The following is a 17,805-nucleotide window of genomic DNA, read 5'->3' as shown; positions in this document are numbered from 1 at the left end:
CTGGTGATGTGACTGCTGAGGCCGGCCCGCGAGGTTTCGGACGTCGTGAAAGCCACCTTGACCGTGTCCTACGCCGATGCCTGGAACTTCAGGGAGCGCTAAATCCAGCTGACGCGCAAGTCTGGAAAACCGCGGGTGGTGGCCACGCGCTCGGCCTCGGATTCGGCGGCATTGCGGGTGGCGGGCGGGAGGGGGGTGAACGTCGTGAGGGTGAAGTCGAGGCGTTTGCGGCCGGACGCCTTGGCCCGCCAGGTCCCGGCGATCCCGCCCTCGGCAAGGACGACCCCGGGGTTGCCGAGGATCTTCCAGACCTCTTTCTGCCGCGCCTTGTCCGGCAAAAGCAGCGCGCGGTCCCGCGACTGGAGGAACGGGTCCAGTGGCGGAAGGAGCCGGACCAGGTCGGGCTCGGGTGGGTTTTCCAGCTCTGCCAAGTGTTCCGCGGGCAGGTGGACACGCTTGCCATCGACGTCGACCTCGGCGAGGTCGTCCGGCCAGATCGGCTTCAGCGCCGCGCCTGTGGTGTTGACGAACCCGGCGACGTCGGCCATCGTCGCCGGTCCGTGGACGCGCAAGTACTGCGTGATCACCCTTGCCGCGGCGACCGGGTCCGGTTTCGTGCGGATCGCGGCCCGGCCTTCCAGCGGCGTCAGCGTCGCCGGGGAGGCGCCTGCGACGAGCCGGATTCCGCCGTGGGGCGCGGCCAGCCGCATGAGCTGCTCCAGGATGTGCGTCGCCTGGCAACCCCGGCACCAGTACGAAAACGACTCGGGCACCAGCTTGGTGACCGCGGTGCTCGCCGTGCCTTTGGTCATCGTCTTGCCGACGGCTTTGCGCATCGCCCGCGCGGCGGTGAACAGGATGTCCGACGCCGTCATCCCGGCCGCCTCGACTTGCTTGCGCTGCCAGGCCATCCGCGCCATCGCGTCGGACTCGTCGAGCGGGATCAACGCCGCGATGACGCCGGGCAGGTCCTCGGTGCGGTGGAAATGCGGTGCGCCGCGGTGGGTCCAGGCGAGGACCAGTCGCGGATCGTCCACAAGCGACTGTTCGGTGACGTCGGCGTCCTGCCGGGCGGCCAGTGCGAGCAGGGCGGTGTCGCGGGGGCTGTCCTGCACGCCGAGGTCGAACACGGTCAGCTTCGCCGCGTCCGGCTCGTCGCGGTGCAGACCCTGCGCCGCGATCCGGTAGGCCAGCACCTGCTCGCGGTCCACGGTCAGCCTTCCTGCCAGGTGTACGACACCGTTTCCTGCCCCGACTTCGCGGCGACCGTGCCGGTGCCGGTGAGCCCGGTCAGCTCGTCCGAACCGGAGCCCGCGACGACCTCCCAGGTTCCGTGGATCCCGTTGGCACCAAAACCTACCTCGTGCCGGATGACGAAGCTGCCTTTGCGACCGTCGACGCTGCCCTCGATCCGCTCGAAACCCGGCGCAGTGTGCCCGCCGCCTTCGTAGCCTTCGCCGACGTAGAACAGCAGGAAGTCGACGGTCGACGTGCCCTCGATGACGCCGGAGTACTTCATCGTCGCGTGCGCGTGAGCCACCCGCGGGGCGCCGTCGATACCGCTGACGATCTTCTCGTCCCAGCTCTGCATGCTGAATGTGTTGTCCATGCGACTCACCTTGCCGGGTATACCTGTCATCCTGTGTCAGGTATTTGAGGGAGAATCCACCGTATGCGTGCCAGCCGACTCCTGTCGATCCTCCTCCTGCTGCAGAACCGCGGCCGGATGACGGCGGACGAACTGGCCGCCGAGCTTGAGGTCTCCGTGCGCACGATCTATCGGGACATCGACGCACTGTCGGCGTCCGGCGTCCCGGTGTATGCCGATCGCGGGCGCACCGGCGGCTACCAGCTGGTCGACGGCTATCGGACCAGGCTGACCGGGATGACCGAGGAAGAGGCGCAGTCGCTGTCGCTGGCGGGGCTGCCGGTCGCCGCCGCCGAACTCGGGTTGGGCACGGTGCTCGCGGCCGCGCAGCTCAAGCTGTATGCCGCGCTGCCGGAAGAGCTGCGTTCGCGCGCCGGGCGGGTGGCGGAGCGCTTCTACCTCGACGTCCCGGGGTGGCATCGCGGGATCGAGAGCCTGCCGAAGCTGTCCGAAGTCGCCGACGCCGTGTGGCAGGACAGACGGCTCAAGATGACTTACGAGCGCTGGGACGGCTCTGTCGTCGAACGGGAACTCGAGCCGCTCGGCGTCATCCTCAAAGCGGGCAACTGGTACCTCGCGGGCCGTCGGGACGGGCACGACCGTACCTACCGGATTTCCCGCATCCGCACGTTGCAGCAGGTCGGGGAGTTCAAGCGACCCGCGGATTTCGACCTGGTGGGCTACTGGCGAGAATGGTCGGAGCAGTTCGAGCGGCGGATGTACCCGCGGATCGCGGTGGTGCGCCTGTCGCCCCGTGCCAGGGCCCTCGTACCGTTCTACCTGGGCGTGGTCGGCGTCGGCGCGCTTCGGCAGGCCGAGCGGGACGGCGAACCGGACGAAGACGGGTGGTTGCGCGTGGAGTTGCCTGTCGAACCGCATGACGCGGCGCTGGGCGAGCTGCTCCGTTTCGGTCCTGAGCTGCAGCTACTTGACCCGCCTGAGCTGCGCGAACAGGTCGCCGAGGCGATCGGGAGGATGGGCTCGTTCTATGGCTGATCTCAGCGGCGTGACCATCGGGATCACCGCCGAGCGGCGCGCGGAGGAGTTCATCGGCGCCCTCGAACGCCACGGCGCGAACGTGGTGCACGCACCGTCGATCCGGATCGTCCCCCTGCCGGACGACGCGCTGCTGCGCACGGCGACCGAGAACGTGCTGGCCGCGCCGGTGGACTTCACCGCGATCACCACCGGCGCGGGCTTCCGCGGCTGGGTCGAAGCGGCGGACGGCTGGGGGCTGCGTGACGGGCTGCTGACGTCGTTGGGCGCGTCGCGGGTGTTCGTGCGCGGGCCGAAAGGCGTCGGCGCCGTGCGCGGGGCGGGCCTGCGTGAGGAGTTCTCGGCGCCGGAGGAGAGCAACGCGGAGCTGCTCGCGGCGGTGCTGGGGGCCGGGGTCGGCGGGAAGCGGGTCGCCGTCCAGCTGCACGGTTCGCCGCTGCCGGAGTTCACCGGCGCGCTGGCCGACGCGGGCGCCGACGTCGTCGAGGTGCAGCCGTACCGCTGGCACGGCCCGGTCGATCCGGCGTTGGTGTACGCGCTGATCGACGGCGTGATCGCGGGGAAGGTCCAGGCGCTGGCGTTCACCAGCGCCCCGGCGGCCGCCAACCTGCTCGCGCTCGCTCGTGAGTCCGGCCGGTGCGATGCGCTGCTCACGGCGTTGCGCGGCGAGACGCTCTGCGCGTGCGTCGGCCCTGTCACCGCCGCGCCGCTCGAGGCCGCCGGCGTCCACACCGTCCAGCCCGAGCGCCAGCGCCTCGGCGCCCTCGTCAAGCTCCTCGCCGACCGCCTCAGCCCGGCCTAACCCCACGTCATTGACCGCTCAACCACCGCAACTCGCCGTCGAGTTGCGATCGTTGTGGACGCTAACTATCGCAACTCGCCGTCGAGTTGCGATTGGGGCGAGGGGTTAGAAGAGGGAGTCGTGGGGGGCGGGTGGGGGTTCGGTCTCCCAGCGGTACTTGCGGAGGTCGACGCGGTTGCCGTCAGCGAGGACGCCTTCGACACGCAGTAGTTCGAGCTGTTCGTGCAGCAGGTGGGGCGCCGGGGTGCCGTTCGCGCGCAGGATGCGGTGCCACGGCAGGTCGTGGCCGTCCTCCGCCAGGATCCGGCCGATCAACCGCGGCGACGGAGCCCCCGAGATCGCCGCGATATCCCCATAAGTCGCGACTTTGCCGGCCGGAACGCTCGCGATCACCTCGCGCACGCGTTCGTTGAATTCGTCGTCCATGGCTCCTACTCTGCCGCAACACGCCCCCCGGTCCCGCAACACGTCGTACTCGCGTGGTTCCATCGCAAGTGTGAGCGGCAGGAGAACGGCGAACCACGTGGGCGCGCGACTGGTGCGTCCGCCTGCCGACGCCGTCCGCCCGCTGGCGTGGGACGAGCAGGCCAGGCGTGTCCTCCTCGCGCCGCAGGGGTTCCAGCGCGTCCTCGGCGGCCCCGGAACGGGCAAGACCACGCTGCTCGCCGCCGCCGTCGCGCGCCGGATCGCGCAGGGTGGGGTCGACCCCGAACGGATCCTCGTGCTGACGACGTCACGCCGTGCCGCCGAGGCCCTACGCCGTGACATCACCCGCATGCTCAACAGCGATCCCGAGCAGACCGGACCGATCGGCCGGACCGCCCGCGAGCCGCTGGTGCGAACGGTCCACTCGTACGCCTACGGGCTGCTTCGCCTCCAGGCCGCCGCGGACGGCACCCCGGCGCCGCGCCTGCTCGCCGGCGCCGAGCAGGACGTCGTGGTGCGCGAACTCCTGGCCGGTGACTTGGAGCTCGGCGCGCTCGACTGGCCGGACAGCTTGCGTCCCGCGCTCGCCGTTCCCGGGTTCGCCGAGGAGCTTCGCGACCTGCTGATGCGGGCCGCCGAACGCGGCCTCGGCCCGGAGGACCTGGTCAAGGTCGGTCGCGGTCAGCACCGCGACGAGTGGATCGCGGCCGGCAAGTTCTGGCGCCAGTACGAAGAGGTCACGCTCCTGCAGGGCGCGGGCGGTAACGCGCTCGGCATGCCCGGTTCGCCCGCGCTCGACGCCGCTGAGCTGGTGACCTCGGCCCTGCTCGCCCTCGACTCCGACCCCGACCTGCTCGTCCGGGAGCAGACGCGCGTCCGGCACCTCTTCGTCGACGACGCCCAGCATCTCGACCCGCTGCAGTACCGGCTGCTCGGCCGCGTCGGGTCCACCGCCGAGGAGTTCGTCGTCGCCGGCGACCCGGACCAGTCGGTGTTCTCCTTCCGTGGCGCCGATCCGAGGCTGCTCGTCGACGCGGACGCGGCCGGCGACAGGACGGTCACGCTGTCCCGGTCGCACCGGCTCAGCACCGGCGTCCACGCCGCTGTCGCCCGGCTGGCCGCGAGCCTGGCGGGGGCGTCGCCGCACCGGAAGGTCGCGACCGGCCCCGAGGCCGAACCAGGTCTGGTGCGCATCAAACTGATGCCGACTCCGGCCGCGGAAGCGAGCTGGGTCGCCGACCAGCTTCGGCGCGCGCATCTTGTCGACGGCGTGCCGTGGTCGGAGATCGCGGTGCTCGTCCGCTCGCCCGCGCGGTCGTTCCTGGTGCTGCAGCGGGCTTTGCGCGCGGCCGGGGTGCCGATCGGCACGGCCGCCGAAGAACTTCCCCTGGCCCGCCAGCCCGCCGTGCGCCCGCTGCTCGCGGTGCTGAGGCTCGCCGCCGACCCAGGACTGCTCGACGTCGATCTCGCCGAAATGCTGCTGTCGTCCGCGCTCGGCGGCGCCGACCCACTCGCGCTGCGCCGCCTACGCCGAGGGTTGCGCCGGTTGGAAACGGCCGCGGGCGGACAGCGTTCGAGCGATGATCTTCTGGTCGAAGTGTTGCAGGGCAACGATATTCTGGCTGGACTAGCGGATTCCGAGGCGCTTCCCGTCCGTCGTGTCGGCGGCCTGCTGCACGCCGCGCACCGCGCTGTTGTCCGAGGTGACGGCGTCGAGCAGGTGCTATGGGAACTCTGGCAAGCCAGCGGTCTCGAAGAGCGGATGCTGCGCCTGGCGGGCCGCGGTGGTTCGCTCGGCGCGCAGGCCGACCGCGACCTCGACGCCGTGGTCCGGCTGTTCGACTCGGCCGGCCGGTACGTCGACAGGCTGCCGCGTTCCGGGGTCGCCGCGTTCGCGGATTACCTTTCCTCGCAGAACATCGCGGGTGACAGCCTGGCTCCGGTGGCCATGCGCAAGGAAGGCGTCTCGCTGCTCACCGCACATGGCGCGGCCGGTCGCGAGTGGACGGTCGTGGCCATCGCCGGGGTCCAGGAGGGCAGCTGGCCCGATCTGCGACTGCGAGGTTCGCTGCTCGGCGTCGAACGGCTTGTCGATCTTCTGTCCGGTGTGGACGGTGAAAAGGTGTCGGCCATCGCGCCGATCCTCGCCGAGGAAAGACGTTTGTTCTATCTGGCCGCGAGCCGGGCGCGGCGGACGTTGCTGGTCAGCGCGGTCGCGGGGGAGGACGAGCAGCCGTCGCGCTTCCTCGACGACCTCGAGGACAAGGGCGACGAGACGGCGAAGCTGGCCAAAACCGAACCGGCCGAACGCGGACTCGTCCTCGCCGAGTTGGTCGGTGAGCTGCGCCGGGTCGTGTGCGATCCGGCGACCGAGCCCGTCCGCCGGAACCGCGCGGCCAAGCAGCTCGGGCGACTGGCCGAGGCCGGCGTGCCGGGTGCGCATCCGAGCGGCTGGTACGGACTGTCCGGCCCGTCGACGGACGAACCGCTGCACAGCTCCGGTGACCTCGTCCGCATTTCACCGTCCACTGTGGACATCCTGGCGCGCTGCCCGCTCCGCTGGCTCATCGAGCGGCATGGTGGCAGCGACCCAGCGCAGCTCGCGGCGGTCACCGGCACCCTGGTGCACGGGCTCGCGCAGGCGGTCGCCGCCGGTACCGGGGACGAGCAGCTCCAGGCCGCGCTCGACGACGCGTGGGCGCGGGTGGACGCCGGTGCGCCCTGGTTTTCCCGCCGTGAGCGACGCCGTGTCGAGCAGATGCTGCGCAACTTCATCTCGTGGCTCCGGCAGAGTCGCGCGGAGTTGAAGGAAACCGGTGTCGAACAAGACATCGAGGTCGAGCTGCCGGCCGAGGAGGGCGAGGCCCGGGTACTGCTGAAGGGTCGCGTGGATCGGGTCGAAATGGACTCGGAAGGCCGCCCGGTCATCATCGACATCAAAACCGGCAAGGTCCCGGTCACCGCGGCGGACGCCGAGTTGCACCCGCAGCTGGCCGCGTACCAACTGGCCGTACTGCTCGGTGCGTTCGAGGGCAAGCAAGTGCCCGGTGGCGCGAAACTCGTCTACGTCGCGAAATCGAACAACAAGACCGGGTCGACCCAGCGTGAGCAAGCGCCGCTGGACGACGACAGTGGGAAGCACTGGCTCGAACTGGTCCGCTCGGTGGCGGAGTCCGCGGCCGGGCCGGTGTACGAGGCATCCGAGAACTCCGACTGCGACCGTTGTCCGGCAAGGGGTTCGTGCCCGATCCGACCCGAGGGCAGGCAGGTGACCGGGCCGTGACGAAGGCGCTGAACTGGGTGACGCCGGCCGGGGTCGCCGAGGCGCTCGGCCTGCACCCGCCGACCCCCGAACAGGCCACCGTGATCGCCGCGCCCATCGAGCCGGCGCTCGTGGTCGCCGGCGCCGGCGCCGGCAAGACCGAGACGATGGCCGCGCGCGTGGTCTGGCTGGTGGCGAACGGTTTGGTCGCCCCGGAACGGGTGCTCGGGCTGACGTTCACCCGCAAGGCGGCGCGGCAGCTGGCTGAGCGGGTCCGCGCCAGGTTGCGCAGGCTGGCCGGTTCCGGTCTGCTGGAACGACTCGACCCCAGCGGTGCCCGGCGCGCCGCGGTGCTCGCCGGTGAGCCGACAATCCTGACCTACCACGCCTACGCCGGTCGATTGCTCGCCGAACACGGCCTGCGGCTGCCCGTGCAACCCGGGGTACGGCTGTTGTCCGAGACGGCGTCGTGGCAGATCGCGCACCGGGTGGTGTCCACTTGGGACAACGACCTCGAGACCGATCGCGTGCCGTCTTCGGTCACCGCGCAGGTGCTCGCGCTCGCCGGTGAGTTGGGCGAGCACATGGTCGAGGTCGCCGACCTCGCCGAGCATTCTCGCTGGCTCTGTGAGGTGATCGAGAACGCGCCGCGGGCAAAGGGGCAACGTTCCGCGCTGCCGCAGAAACTCATCGACGTCATGACGGCACAACGGTTCCGGCTCGAACTGCTGCCGTTGGTCGAGGGATACCAGCAGCGCAAAAGGTCCGAAGGGGCGCTGGACTTCGCCGACCAGATGTCGCTCGCCGCGAAGCTTGCCCAGACTCATCCCGAGGTCGTAGCTGGGGAGCGCGAGCGGTACGGAACCGTTCTGCTGGACGAATACCAGGACACCGGGCACGCACAGCGAGTCCTGCTTCGAGGATTGTTCGGTGGGGTGGAGAACTCGCCGATGCCGGTGACCGCGGTGGGTGACCCGGCGCAGGCGATCTACGGCTGGCGTGGCGCGAGTGCGGCGAACCTGCCGCGCTTCACCACCGACTTTCCCCGCAAGGAAGGGCGAAAGTTTCTCCCGGCGGATAGTTTCGGCCTGCTCACCAGCTTCCGCAACCCGCCCGAGATCCTGGCGCTGGCCAACGCGATCGCCGAACCGTTGCGCGCCGGGGGACTCGGGGTCGCGCGGCTGCGCGCTCGCGACGGCGCCGGGCCCGCTGACATCGCCTGCGCGCTGCTGCCGGACGTCCGCGCGGAACGGGTCTGGGTGGCTGACGCGCTGGCCGAGCGGTGGTTCTCCGAGCTCGAAGCGACCGGCGAGCCGCCGACGGCCGCGGTGCTGGTGCGCCGCCGGTCGGACATGGCGCCGATCGCGGCCGAGCTGCGCGCGCGAGGACTCCCGGTGGAGGTCGTCGGCCTGGGCGGGCTACTCGACGAGCCCGAGGTGGCCGACCTCGTGAGTACGTTGCGAGTACTGGCCGATCCGCTCGCCGGCACCGCCGCGGCCCGCCTGCTGACCGGTGCGCGCTGGCGTATCGCCGCTTTCGACCTCGCCGCGCTGTGGCGGCGAGCAAACGACTTGTCCAGTCCGCCACCGGCAGGCGGTGAGTCCGCCGGGTCTTCGGATGACCCGATCCTGTTTTCCGAGCGGGCTGAGCAAGCCGGGCTGGTGGACGCGCTCGACGATCCCGGTGACCCCAAGAAGTACGGCTATTCCGGCGACGGGTACCGCCGCATCCGGCGGATCGGCGGTGAGCTGTCCATGCTTCGCCGACGTCTCGACCAGTCGCTTCCCGAGCTGGTGGCCGACGTGGAGCGCACGATGCTGCTCGACGTCGAGTCGCTCGCGCGGCCCAGCGCGGCCGGCCGGGCGCACCTCGACGCTTTCGCCGATGTCGTCACCGACTACGCCGAGGCAGCGCCGACGTCGACGCTGTTGTCCTTTGTGGACTACCTGAACACCGCTTCGCACGCTGAGGACGGACTCACGCCCGGTGAGGTGGAGGTTGTGCCCGACCGCGTCCAGGTGCTCACGGCGCATTCCGCGAAAGGCCTGGAGTGGCGGGTTGTCGCGGTGCCACACCTGGTCCGGGATGTGTTTCCGAGCAAGCGGCGGTCGTCGTCGTGGCTGCGGACGGTCACCGCGCTCCCGGCGGCCTTGCGCGGGGACGCGCAGGACCTGCCCGAGCTGCGTGTCGCGGTGGGTTATGACCGCAAGGAAGTCCTCGAAGGACTCGAACTGCACGAAGAGGGTTTCGTGGAAAGGGAAGCGGAGGAGGAGCGCAGGCTCTGTTACGTCGCGCTGACCAGGTCCGAGCACGCTTTGCTGGTGTCCGGCCATTGGTGGAACGACACGAGCGCGAAGCCGAAGGGGCCGTCCGGCTTTCTTCTGGAGATCTCCGAACTGGTCAAAGCCTCGATAGAGTCCGAAGAGGACACCGCGCTCGGAAAGATCGGCCTCTGGGCGGACGAGCCCGAGCCGGACGACGAAAACCCGCTCGTCGCGGATTCCCGGACGGCCCAGTGGCCGGTGGATCCGCTCGGCGATCGGCGTGACGGCGTGACCGAGGGTGTGGAACTGGTCTTCTCCGCGATGCACGCTGCTGAGTCGGACGAGGATGACAGCGACGAGGAGCCCGAGGACGACCCGGACGGTTGGATCACCGACACCGACGTCCTGCTCGCCGAACGCGCCAACGCCGCCACCCGCACGGAGCAGGTCACTCTGCCTTCGCACCTTTCGGTGAGTCAACTTGTCGAGCTCGCCACCGACGCGACCGGCCTCGCGCGCCGCTTACGACGTCCGCTTCCTATGCCGCCCAACGCTTTCGCTCGACGGGGCACGGCGTTCCACGCCTGGCTCGAGCACCGGTTCGGCGGCGAGCGGCTCTTCGAGATCGACGACCTGCCCGGCGCGGCGGACCCCGACGCCGTCGAGGATCACACCCTGGCAGACATGCAGGAAGCCTTCGAGGCCAGCGAATGGGCCAACCGCATGCCGTTCGACGTCGAAGTCCCGTTCTCCACCGACGTCGATGGGGTCGCCGTGCGGGGCCGGATGGACGCCGTGTTCGCCGAACCGGACGGCGGCTGGACCGTGGTCGACTGGAAGACCGGCGGGGTGCCGGACGCGGCCAAGATGCGGCCGCTGGCCGTGCAGCTCACCGCGTACCGGCTGGCCTGGGCCGCGATGCGGCGGGTGCCGCCGGAGAAGGTCCGCGCCGCGTTCCACTACGTCTCCGCCAACGTGACGGTGTGGCCGGAAGACCTGCTGGACCCCGAAAGTCTCCGCGAGCTGTTGCGCAGTATCCCGGACTCGTGAGTGTTCCGGCCGCTAACTGTGTCCTGCGGGACACCCGCACCCGGGCGAGCCGGAACGCTCACGAGTTCTAGGCGTTGTCGCGCACTCGCAACGCCCACGCCACCAACGGCCACTGCACCGGCAGCCGGGCGAACATCGCTAGGCGCTCACGCGCGGGGCGATCCTTCTGCTGGGCGTCGAGTGCCATCTTCACGTTCGCGGGGAAGACGCCGACGAGGAACAGCGCGATTACGAGCCCGGCCAGCTTCCGTGTGCGAGGCACCGCCACAGCTGTCGCGAGGCTGAGTTCCGCGACCCCGGACACCTGCGTCCACAGCTGCGGCGAGCCCGGCAGTTCCTTGGGCACCATGGCGTCGAAGAACTTGGGCCTGGCGAAGTGCAGGACACCGGAGCTTCCGAGCAACGCGGCCAGTAAAAATGCGGGGCGCTGCGATGGGCCGGCGTTCCTCGATGCTCGTGACATAAGTCGAGCTTCGCACAGCGCGGGCGTACTTACCTCCGATAGCATCCCCGGCGTGAGTGGCGCCGGAATCGCGGGATGAAGGGGATCAAGCGCTTTCCCCTGGTCAACCGGCTGAACGACAAGGCCGATCACGAACTCGTCGGCGTCCTCCGGATGCCGGAGCCGACGGTCAGCCCGATGCGCGCGATCGTCAAACGCGTCATCGGCGCCGGGCTCGCACTGCTGGTCACGGTGTTGATCGTCTACTTCGACCGCGGCGGTTACCGCGACGCCGACGGCGATGGGTTGTCGCTTTTGGGCAGCTTGTATTACTCGACCGTTTCGCTGTCCACCACCGGTTACGGCGACATCGCCCCGGTGACCTCGACCGCGCGGCTGATCACTGTGCTCGTCATCACCCCGTTGCGGGTGCTCTTCCTGATCGTGCTGGTCGGGACGACCCTGGAAGTGCTCACCGAGCGCTCCCGGCAGGCTTTCAAGATTCAGAAGTGGAGGTCCAAGGTGCGTGACCACGTGGTGGTCGTCGGGTTCGGGACCAAGGGCCGCTCCGCGGTGAACGCGCTGCTCGGCGACGAGACCGTCGACCCGGGCCACGTCGTGATCGTCGACACCGACCAGCAGGCCCTCGACGCGGCGGCCGCGCTCGGCCTGGTCACCGTGCACGGTTCGGCGACCCGGTCCGACGTGCTCAGGGTCGCCGGGGTGCAGCACGCGAAGGCCGTGGTGGTGGCGCCCAACCGGGACGACACCGCGGTGCTCGTGACGCTGACCGCGCGGGAGATCGCGCCCGACGCGCACATCGTCGCGTCGGTGCGGGAAGCGGAGAACGTCCACCTGCTCAAGCAGTCCGGGGCGAACCAGGTGGTGGTGTCGAGCGAGACCGCCGGGCGGTTGCTGGGGATGGCGACTTCGACGCCGCTGGTGGTCGACATGGTCGAGGACCTCCTCACCCCCGAGTCCGGTTTGGCGATCGCGGAGCGGGCCACTGAACCTTCGGAAGAGGGCGGCTCGCCGCGCCACCTGCCCGATCTCGTGCTCGGCCTGGTGCGCGACGGGACGTTGTACCGCGTCGACGCGCCGCAAGCCGACGCGATCGAGCCCGGGGACAGGCTCCTGTACGTCAAGAAGGTCACGCAGGTGGACAAGATCGAGCGTTGAGCCGTTCGGGGGTGTGGAGCCGGGCCCGGCGGAGGCGACCTGTGCTTTGCCCGGCAGATCTGGAACGATCGGTGCTGTGCGGCAGCGAACTGATCACCCTGGGCGACATCTCATGCCGCCGTGGCCGTCACTGGCCGTCGCGGGGGTCGTCGGAGTGCTGGTCGTGGTGCTCACCTGGCTGCTCGGGCCGGGAGCGCTCGGCATCGTGGCCACCGTGCAGGGTACGTCCGTGTCCGCCCAGGTGACGGTCCCGACGCAGTGCGAGGTCGGCACCTCGCACGAGACGGTCGCCTTCACGCTCAACGGCCAGAACCGCTTCGGCACGCTCAGCGCCTGCGGCCACGACAAGGGCGAGCACGTCGACATCGTCATCCCGCAGGGTTCGTCCGATACCGGCGCGATCGCGGTGGACTCCGCCGACACTGCGTCCGGCAGCACGGACCTGCGCGGCCCGCTCGGGCTGGCGCTCGTCGCGCTGAGCTGCATCGCCGGCGGTTTGTACGCCTTCCTCGTCCTTCGCGACCCGCCCCCGCGGCCCGTTTTGATCTAGCCCTAGCTGACTCCCGAGGAAGCAGCGGCGAAGGTGTTGCAGTCGGCGATGCGGTCGCTCTTCGCGCCCGCCCGCCACCACGAGGCGTAGTGCGCGTTGGTGCCGTGGTCATGGCTGCCGGACGTGTTGTCCCCGCGGGTCTCCTGGTCGTTCCACGCCTTGTCGAACATGTCCCGCGTGACGGACCCGCCCTGGTCGACCATGGCGCCGAGGAACATCCCGGAGAAGCACTGCGCCTGCAGCTCCTTGCGGCGCGACATCTCCAGCCCGGCGGGGCTGGTCGGGCCTGCTTCGTAGATCTTCTGCCACGCGGCGTCCATGATGCCGGCGACTTCCTGCACGTGGTGGCCGTATTCGTGGGCGATCAGCGCGAGGTAGACGCCGGGGTCGTTGCCGTACTGGTCGGTCTGCAGGCCCTTGAACGGGATGTACAGGTTGTTCTCGCAGTAGTACGCGGCCGTGGCGAGGCCGACGCCGATCGTCCCGCACTGGGTGTCGAAGCTCGGCCCGGTCGGGAAATGCAGCGTCGGCGACGTGAACGGCAGGTGGTAGAACTCGAGGAACGGGCCCCATGAGGCGTCGAGGCACTTGCTCGCGGCGGTGAAGAACGCCTCGGCGTCGATCTCGTCGCTCTGCCAGGCCGGCAGGGTGCAGACGCGGTTCTTCAGCCCGGCCTTCGGGTCCTGCAGGATCGGATGGTCGGCGAGCTTGAGGATCTTCTGCGGCCCGGACGTGCTCAGCGGGCCGGCGCTGGACGTCGTCGGCGCGACCTGCGGCGGGATCAACGTCGGCGTCGACGAACCGCTCGGCGGGACCTGCGGTACCACGCGCTCCACCGGCTGGCCCGGATAGTTGGCGTTGGCGACCTTGACGTCGTCCTTGTGGTCGAGCGAGATGATCGCGACCAGGCCCAGTACCAGCACTGACACCGCCCCAAGGCAGATCCCGATGATCGCGCCCGGCGACTTCCGCCGGACCGGCACCGACGGCGCCCGCCGCCCTGGCGCGGGCGGAGGCTGGACCGCTCCGGGCGGTGGCCCGTAGCCGTCTGGCGGTTGCGTCATCTCTGCGATCCCCGTGCGGTCTCTGCGGCTGGCGTCGGTCCGTGCCCAGCATAACTAGCCCCTCACCCGTTAAGTAGCGGTCAGGTTGGGGCCTCTCCCGTGACGCCGGTTAAGCGCTCTGCAAGAGTGTGGGCCACACCGTTCTTGACCAGGGGGGTAAGGCTCGATGACCGACACCGGTGGCCAGTCCGCGCCAGAAGAGCCGGACGCTCCGACGCCGAGCCAGGGTGTGCCAGTACCCGGGGCACAGTCCGAAGGGCCGCCAGCGCCGCCCGTACCGCCCGAGCAGCCGCCGGCCCAGCCCGCCCAGTGGGCCCAGCCGGCTCCCTACCAACAGCCTTACCAACAGCCCCACCAGCAGTTCCAGCCCACGATGGACCCGCGCTGGCACCCGAACGGCCTCGGCAGGCCCGGCGTCATCGCGCTGCGGCCGCTGAACGTCGGGGACATCCTCGACGGGGCGATCAAGGCCATCCGCCGCCATCCGGGGCTGATCCTCGGTGTGTCGGCGATCTTCGCCGTGATCGCCGCCGGGCTCAACCTCGTCGCGTCGCTGTGGCTGCTGCCGGACATCAGGCGGGTCTCCGACCTCGGCCCGGCCGCGACCCAGCAGGAGCTCCTCAACCAGAGCCTGACGCTGCTCGGGGAGAGCGGGGCCACACTCGCCATCACGTTGGCCATCACGATGTTCCTTCGGGGCATCCTCACCGGGTTCCTGACGGTCGTGATGGGCAAGGCCGTCCTCGGCAAGCCGATCACGTTCGCCCAGGCGATGCGTGAGGCGGCGCCGCGGTGGGGCTCACTTATCGGGTTGGTCCTCGTCTACGTCGTCGCCACCTTCGTCGGCGCGATCTTGTGCCTTGTCGGTGCCGTGGTGCCGTACGTGCTCTTCGCACTGGCCGCACCGGCGTTGATGCTCGAACGCAGCAAGCTCGGCCAGGCGTTGACGCGGTCGCGCCAGCTCGTGGCCGGGTCGTTCTGGCGGGTGCTGGGCATCCTGCTGCTCGCGTCGATCATCGGGGGCGTGCTCAGCGGGATCATCCAGATCCCGTTCTCGCTGGGCAGCGGCCTGTTCAGCGGGCTGTTTAACCCCGGCAGCATTCCCGTGCAGAGCACCGGCGGCCTGGTGTTGCAGTCGGTAGGGGTGATCATCGTGGACACGCTGATCACGCCGTTCGTCACGCTGGTCACCGTGCTGATCTACATCGACCAGCGGATGCGCAAAGAAGGCATGGACATCGAGCTGGCCAGGGTCGCCGGGATCACCCCGCCGACCCCGCCGCAGGCCTGGTGACGCCCGCCCTCACCGACGTCCCGGTCGACCTCGGCCGGGACGACGCCCGCGCGGCCGTCCAGGCCGAGTTGACGGACCCGCGCTACGCCGCCGCCCGGCCCAACCTGCTCTCGACGGTGTTCAACTGGATCGTCGAGAAGTTCATGGACCTGTTGAACGCCATCTCCGGCGCCGTTCCGGGCGGGTTCCTCGGCGTACTGGTGATTCTGGTCGTGCTCGTCGTCCTGGTTGTGGTCGTCCGGCTCCGGGTGGGCAAGCTGGGCCGCTCGGCCGGGCAGGCCCGGCAGGTGTTCGCCGGCCGGAAGCAGACCGCTGACGAGTACCGCGCTGCGTCCGCTGCCGCGGCGGAAGCCGGAGACTACGGACAAGCGGTCCGTGAGCATTTCCGCGCGATCGTTCGGGCGCTGGAACAGCGTGGGCTGCTCGACGAACGTTCCGGGCGCACGGCCGACGAGGCCGCGGCGGAGGCTGGGAAGCTGCTGCCGGACTGCGCGGCGGGGCTTTTCGACGGCGCGAGGCTGTTCGACGACGTCCACTACGGCGGCCACCCGGCGACGTCGGCGGGCTACCGGCAGCTGGTCGAGCTCGACGACCGGTGTGCCGTCGCGCGACCCGTCGCGCTCGTGAGCGTCCGGTGAGCACGTCCGTTTCGCCCGACGCCCGCCGGATCTGGCGGGCGGCCAGGGTGCCCGTCGCGTTCCTGCTGGTGATCTTCGTGGTCGCGCTGGTCACCGTGCTCTCCCGCGGCGACCAGGGGCACGGCGACCTCGACCCGGCGTCGTACGACCAGGGGGGAAGCCACGCGATCGACGCGGTGCTGACGTCGAACGGCGTCCGCACGCAGACCGTCCGCACGGTCGCCGACGCCGACCTCGTCGCTCCCGGCGCGACGGTGCTCGTCATCAACCCGGACCTCGTGCCGCGGGACCAGCTCGCCGGCTTGCTCGAGAAGGCCGGCGACGTCGTGCTGGTCGGGCCCGGTCAGGACGTGCTCAACCTCGTGTCCCCGGCGGTGAACGTCGACGGCGAATCCTCTGTTTCGGTGCGTTCGCCGTCGTGCGAGGTTGACGCGGCGACGTCGGCCGGATCCGTTCTGCTGGGCGGAATCCGTTACCGCACAACGAATCCCGCCGAGCAGCTGTGTTACCCCGATGGCGGTGGCGGCACGCTGGTGAGCGTCGGCCACACGACCGTGCTCGGTGGTGGCACGCCGTTGACCAACCAGCACGTCGCCGAGAACGGCAACGCGGAGCTGGCGCTTCGGCTGCTCGGCACGCGGTCGAACCTCGTCTGGTACCTGCCGTCCGCGAATGACCCCGCGCTCGGCGCGGCGCACCAGACGTTCGGCCAGCTGATTCCGCGCGGCTGGGTGTTCGGCGCGCTCCAGGTGTTCATCGCCGCGGCGCTGTTCGCGCTGTGGCGGGCGCGTCGGCTCGGCCCGGTCGTCACCGAACAACTGCCGGTGGTGGTGCGCGCCGCGGAGACGACCGAAGGCCGCGCGCGGCTCTACCGGCGATCCGGCGCGACCGAGCACGCCGGAGAAACGCTTCGCGACGCGAGCCGCGCACGGTTGCGGGCAGCGCTGGGCCTCCCGGTGGACGCCGGGCCCGACGCCGTCGCCGGAACGGCCGCGACGCGTGTCGGTCGGAACATCGCCGAGGTCGGCGGGCTGCTCTACGGTCCGCCCCCGGCCGACGACGCGGCGCTGGTGTGGCTGGCGGACGCGCTGGACGAACTCGAACTGCAGGTGGGCCGGTCGTGAACTCGGAAGCCAGGAAACGGTAGGGGAAGTCTTGAGCAGCACCGAACAGACGTCTACGCAGACGCCGATCAGCGAGGTCGAAGCGCGTAACGCGCTCATCGCGTTGCGCGCCGAGGTCGGCAAAGCCGTGGTGGGCAACGACGCGGCCGTGACCGGGCTCATCCTGGCGCTGCTGTGCCGGGGGCACGTGCTCGTCGAGGGTGTGCCCGGGGTGGCGAAGACGCTGCTCGTGCGCGCGCTCGCGACCGCACTGGACCTCGACACCAAGCGTGTCCAGTTCACCCCGGACCTGATGCCCGGCGACGTCACCGGCTCGATCGTCTACGACGCGCACAGTGGCGAGTTCTCGTTCCGTGAAGGCCCGGTGTTCACCAACCTGATGCTGGCGGACGAGATCAACCGGACCCCGCCGAAGACGCAGTCCTCGCTGCTGGAGGCGATGGAGGAGCGGCAGGTGTCGATGGACGGGAAGTCGCGGCCGCTGCCGGACCCGTTCATCGTGATCGCCACGCAGAACCCCGTCGAGTACGAGGGCACGTACCCGCTGCCGGAGGCGCAGCTGGACCGGTTCCTGCTCAAGCTGACCATGCCCGCGCCTTCGCGGGAGGACGAGTTCGGCATCCTCGTCCGGCACTCGCAGGGCTTCGACCCGCGCGACCTGGTCGGGGCGGGCCTGCGGCCGGTGGCCGGTGCGGCGCATCTCGCGGCGGCCCGCGCCGCGGTGGCCAGGGTGACCGTGGCGCCCGAGGTCATCGGCTACATCGTCGACATCTGCCGCGAGACCCGCGCGATGCCGTCCGTCCGGCTGGGGGTGTCGCCGCGTGGCGCCACCGCTCTGCTGGCTGCGACCAGGGCTTGGGCCTGGCTCGCCGGCCGCGAGTACGCGACCCCCGACGACGTCAAGGCACTCGCGCGCCCGGCCCTGCGGCACCGCCTGGGCCTGCGGCCCGAAGCCGAACTCGAAGGCGCCACCCCCGACGGCGTCCTCGACCGCGTACTCGCCTCCGTCCCGGTCCCGCGGTAGGTCGTGAGCGTTCCAGCCGGTTCTAACCGGCCTAAACACTCA

General features: G+C 70.2%; 15 protein-coding genes. 10 read left to right on the top strand and 5 right to left on the bottom strand.

Translation table 11 applies throughout. The annotated features are described in order from the left end of the window. Positions 1–98 precede the first annotated feature (98 nt). Together JWQ81_RS14435 and JWQ81_RS14430 are read right to left on the bottom strand one after the other, a co-directional pair. Positions 99–1,211 (bottom strand): winged helix DNA-binding domain-containing protein, encoded by a 1,113-nt coding sequence (locus JWQ81_RS14435; RefSeq protein WP_297541606.1) that lies wholly within the window; start codon positions 1,209–1,211, stop codon positions 99–101. A gap of 2 nt (positions 1,212–1,213) precedes the next feature. Further along, entirely contained in the window at positions 1,214–1,609 is a 396-nt protein-coding gene (locus tag JWQ81_RS14430; protein ID WP_297541604.1) for a DUF3224 domain-containing protein, read from the bottom strand. Positions 1,610–1,672: 63 nt separating this feature from the next. On the opposite strand from JWQ81_RS14430, the gene JWQ81_RS14425 reads away from it, so the two are divergent. Both JWQ81_RS14425 and JWQ81_RS14420 read left to right on the top strand, forming a co-directional pair. Continuing rightward, the gene (locus tag JWQ81_RS14425; protein WP_297541602.1) at positions 1,673–2,644 is read left to right on the top strand and encodes a YafY family protein; all 972 of its coding nucleotides are present in this window, start codon (positions 1,673–1,675) and stop codon (positions 2,642–2,644) included. Beyond that, a complete protein-coding gene (locus JWQ81_RS14420) occupies positions 2,637–3,446 on the top strand; it encodes a uroporphyrinogen-III synthase (protein WP_297541600.1) in 810 nt (269 codons plus the stop codon). Before JWQ81_RS14425 ends, JWQ81_RS14420 begins: the two co-directional genes overlap by 8 nt. A 105-nt stretch (positions 3,447–3,551) precedes the next feature. On the opposite strand, the gene JWQ81_RS14415 is transcribed toward JWQ81_RS14420, so the two are convergent. Further along, positions 3,552–3,872, bottom strand: a complete 321-nt coding sequence (locus tag JWQ81_RS14415; RefSeq protein WP_297541598.1) for an MGMT family protein — start codon at positions 3,870–3,872, stop codon at positions 3,552–3,554. A 70-nt stretch (positions 3,873–3,942) separates the two neighbouring features. On the opposite strand from JWQ81_RS14415, the gene JWQ81_RS14410 reads away from it, so the two are divergent. Beyond that, positions 3,943–7,155 carry an ATP-dependent DNA helicase gene (locus tag JWQ81_RS14410; protein WP_297541596.1) on the top strand — a complete coding sequence of 1,071 codons (3,213 nt, stop codon included), beginning with the start codon at positions 3,943–3,945 and terminating at the stop codon, positions 7,153–7,155. Continuing rightward, on the top strand, positions 7,152–10,448 hold the full coding sequence (locus tag JWQ81_RS14405; protein ID WP_297541594.1) for an ATP-dependent DNA helicase: 3,297 nt from the start codon (positions 7,152–7,154) through the stop codon (positions 10,446–10,448). The genes JWQ81_RS14410 and JWQ81_RS14405 overlap by 4 nt, the downstream gene beginning before the upstream one ends. Before the next feature lie 67 nt (positions 10,449–10,515). Here JWQ81_RS14405 and JWQ81_RS14400 read toward each other — a convergent pair whose 3' ends face one another. Then, entirely contained in the window at positions 10,516–10,911 is a 396-nt protein-coding gene (locus JWQ81_RS14400; protein ID WP_297541592.1) for a hypothetical protein, read from the bottom strand. A gap of 75 nt (positions 10,912–10,986) precedes the next feature. On the opposite strand from JWQ81_RS14400, the gene JWQ81_RS14395 reads away from it, so the two are divergent. Together JWQ81_RS14395 and JWQ81_RS14390 are read left to right on the top strand one after the other, a co-directional pair. Further along, entirely contained in the window at positions 10,987–12,069 is a 1,083-nt protein-coding gene (locus JWQ81_RS14395; protein WP_297541590.1) for a TrkA family potassium uptake protein, read from the top strand. Between the two features lie 112 nt (positions 12,070–12,181). Then, positions 12,182–12,619, top strand: a complete 438-nt coding sequence (locus JWQ81_RS14390) for a hypothetical protein (protein ID WP_297541588.1) — start codon at positions 12,182–12,184, stop codon at positions 12,617–12,619. Positions 12,620–12,621: 2 nt separating this feature from the next. On the opposite strand, the gene JWQ81_RS14385 is transcribed toward JWQ81_RS14390, so the two are convergent. Beyond that, on the bottom strand, positions 12,622–13,683 hold the full coding sequence (locus JWQ81_RS14385) for a neutral zinc metallopeptidase (protein ID WP_297541586.1): 1,062 nt from the start codon (positions 13,681–13,683) through the stop codon (positions 12,622–12,624). Between the two features lie 166 nt (positions 13,684–13,849). Between JWQ81_RS14385 and JWQ81_RS14380 the strand changes: the two genes are divergently transcribed. Genes JWQ81_RS14380 through JWQ81_RS14365 form a run of 4 tightly spaced genes read left to right on the top strand, consistent with a single transcriptional unit; the run spans position 13,850 to position 17,763 of the window. Continuing rightward, entirely contained in the window at positions 13,850–14,977 is a 1,128-nt protein-coding gene (locus JWQ81_RS14380) for a hypothetical protein (protein WP_297541584.1), read from the top strand. After that, positions 14,971–15,615 carry a DUF4129 domain-containing protein gene (locus JWQ81_RS14375; RefSeq protein WP_297541690.1) on the top strand — a complete coding sequence of 215 codons (645 nt, stop codon included), beginning with the start codon at positions 14,971–14,973 and terminating at the stop codon, positions 15,613–15,615. The genes JWQ81_RS14380 and JWQ81_RS14375 overlap by 7 nt, the downstream gene beginning before the upstream one ends. Next, positions 15,612–16,739 carry a DUF4350 domain-containing protein gene (locus JWQ81_RS14370; RefSeq protein ID WP_297541582.1) on the top strand — a complete coding sequence of 376 codons (1,128 nt, stop codon included), beginning with the start codon at positions 15,612–15,614 and terminating at the stop codon, positions 16,737–16,739. The genes JWQ81_RS14375 and JWQ81_RS14370 overlap by 4 nt, the downstream gene beginning before the upstream one ends. 31 nt (positions 16,740–16,770) lie before the next feature. Continuing rightward, positions 16,771–17,763, top strand: a complete 993-nt coding sequence (locus JWQ81_RS14365) for a MoxR family ATPase (RefSeq protein WP_297541580.1) — start codon at positions 16,771–16,773, stop codon at positions 17,761–17,763. Positions 17,764–17,805: the final 42 nt, after the last annotated feature.

This window comes from Amycolatopsis sp., assembly GCF_025464955.1.
Taxonomy (GTDB): Bacteria; Actinomycetota; Actinomycetes; order Mycobacteriales; family Pseudonocardiaceae; genus Amycolatopsis.
The sequence above is the reverse complement of the archived record's forward strand: the minus strand, read 5'-3'. Positions and strand labels throughout refer to the sequence as shown.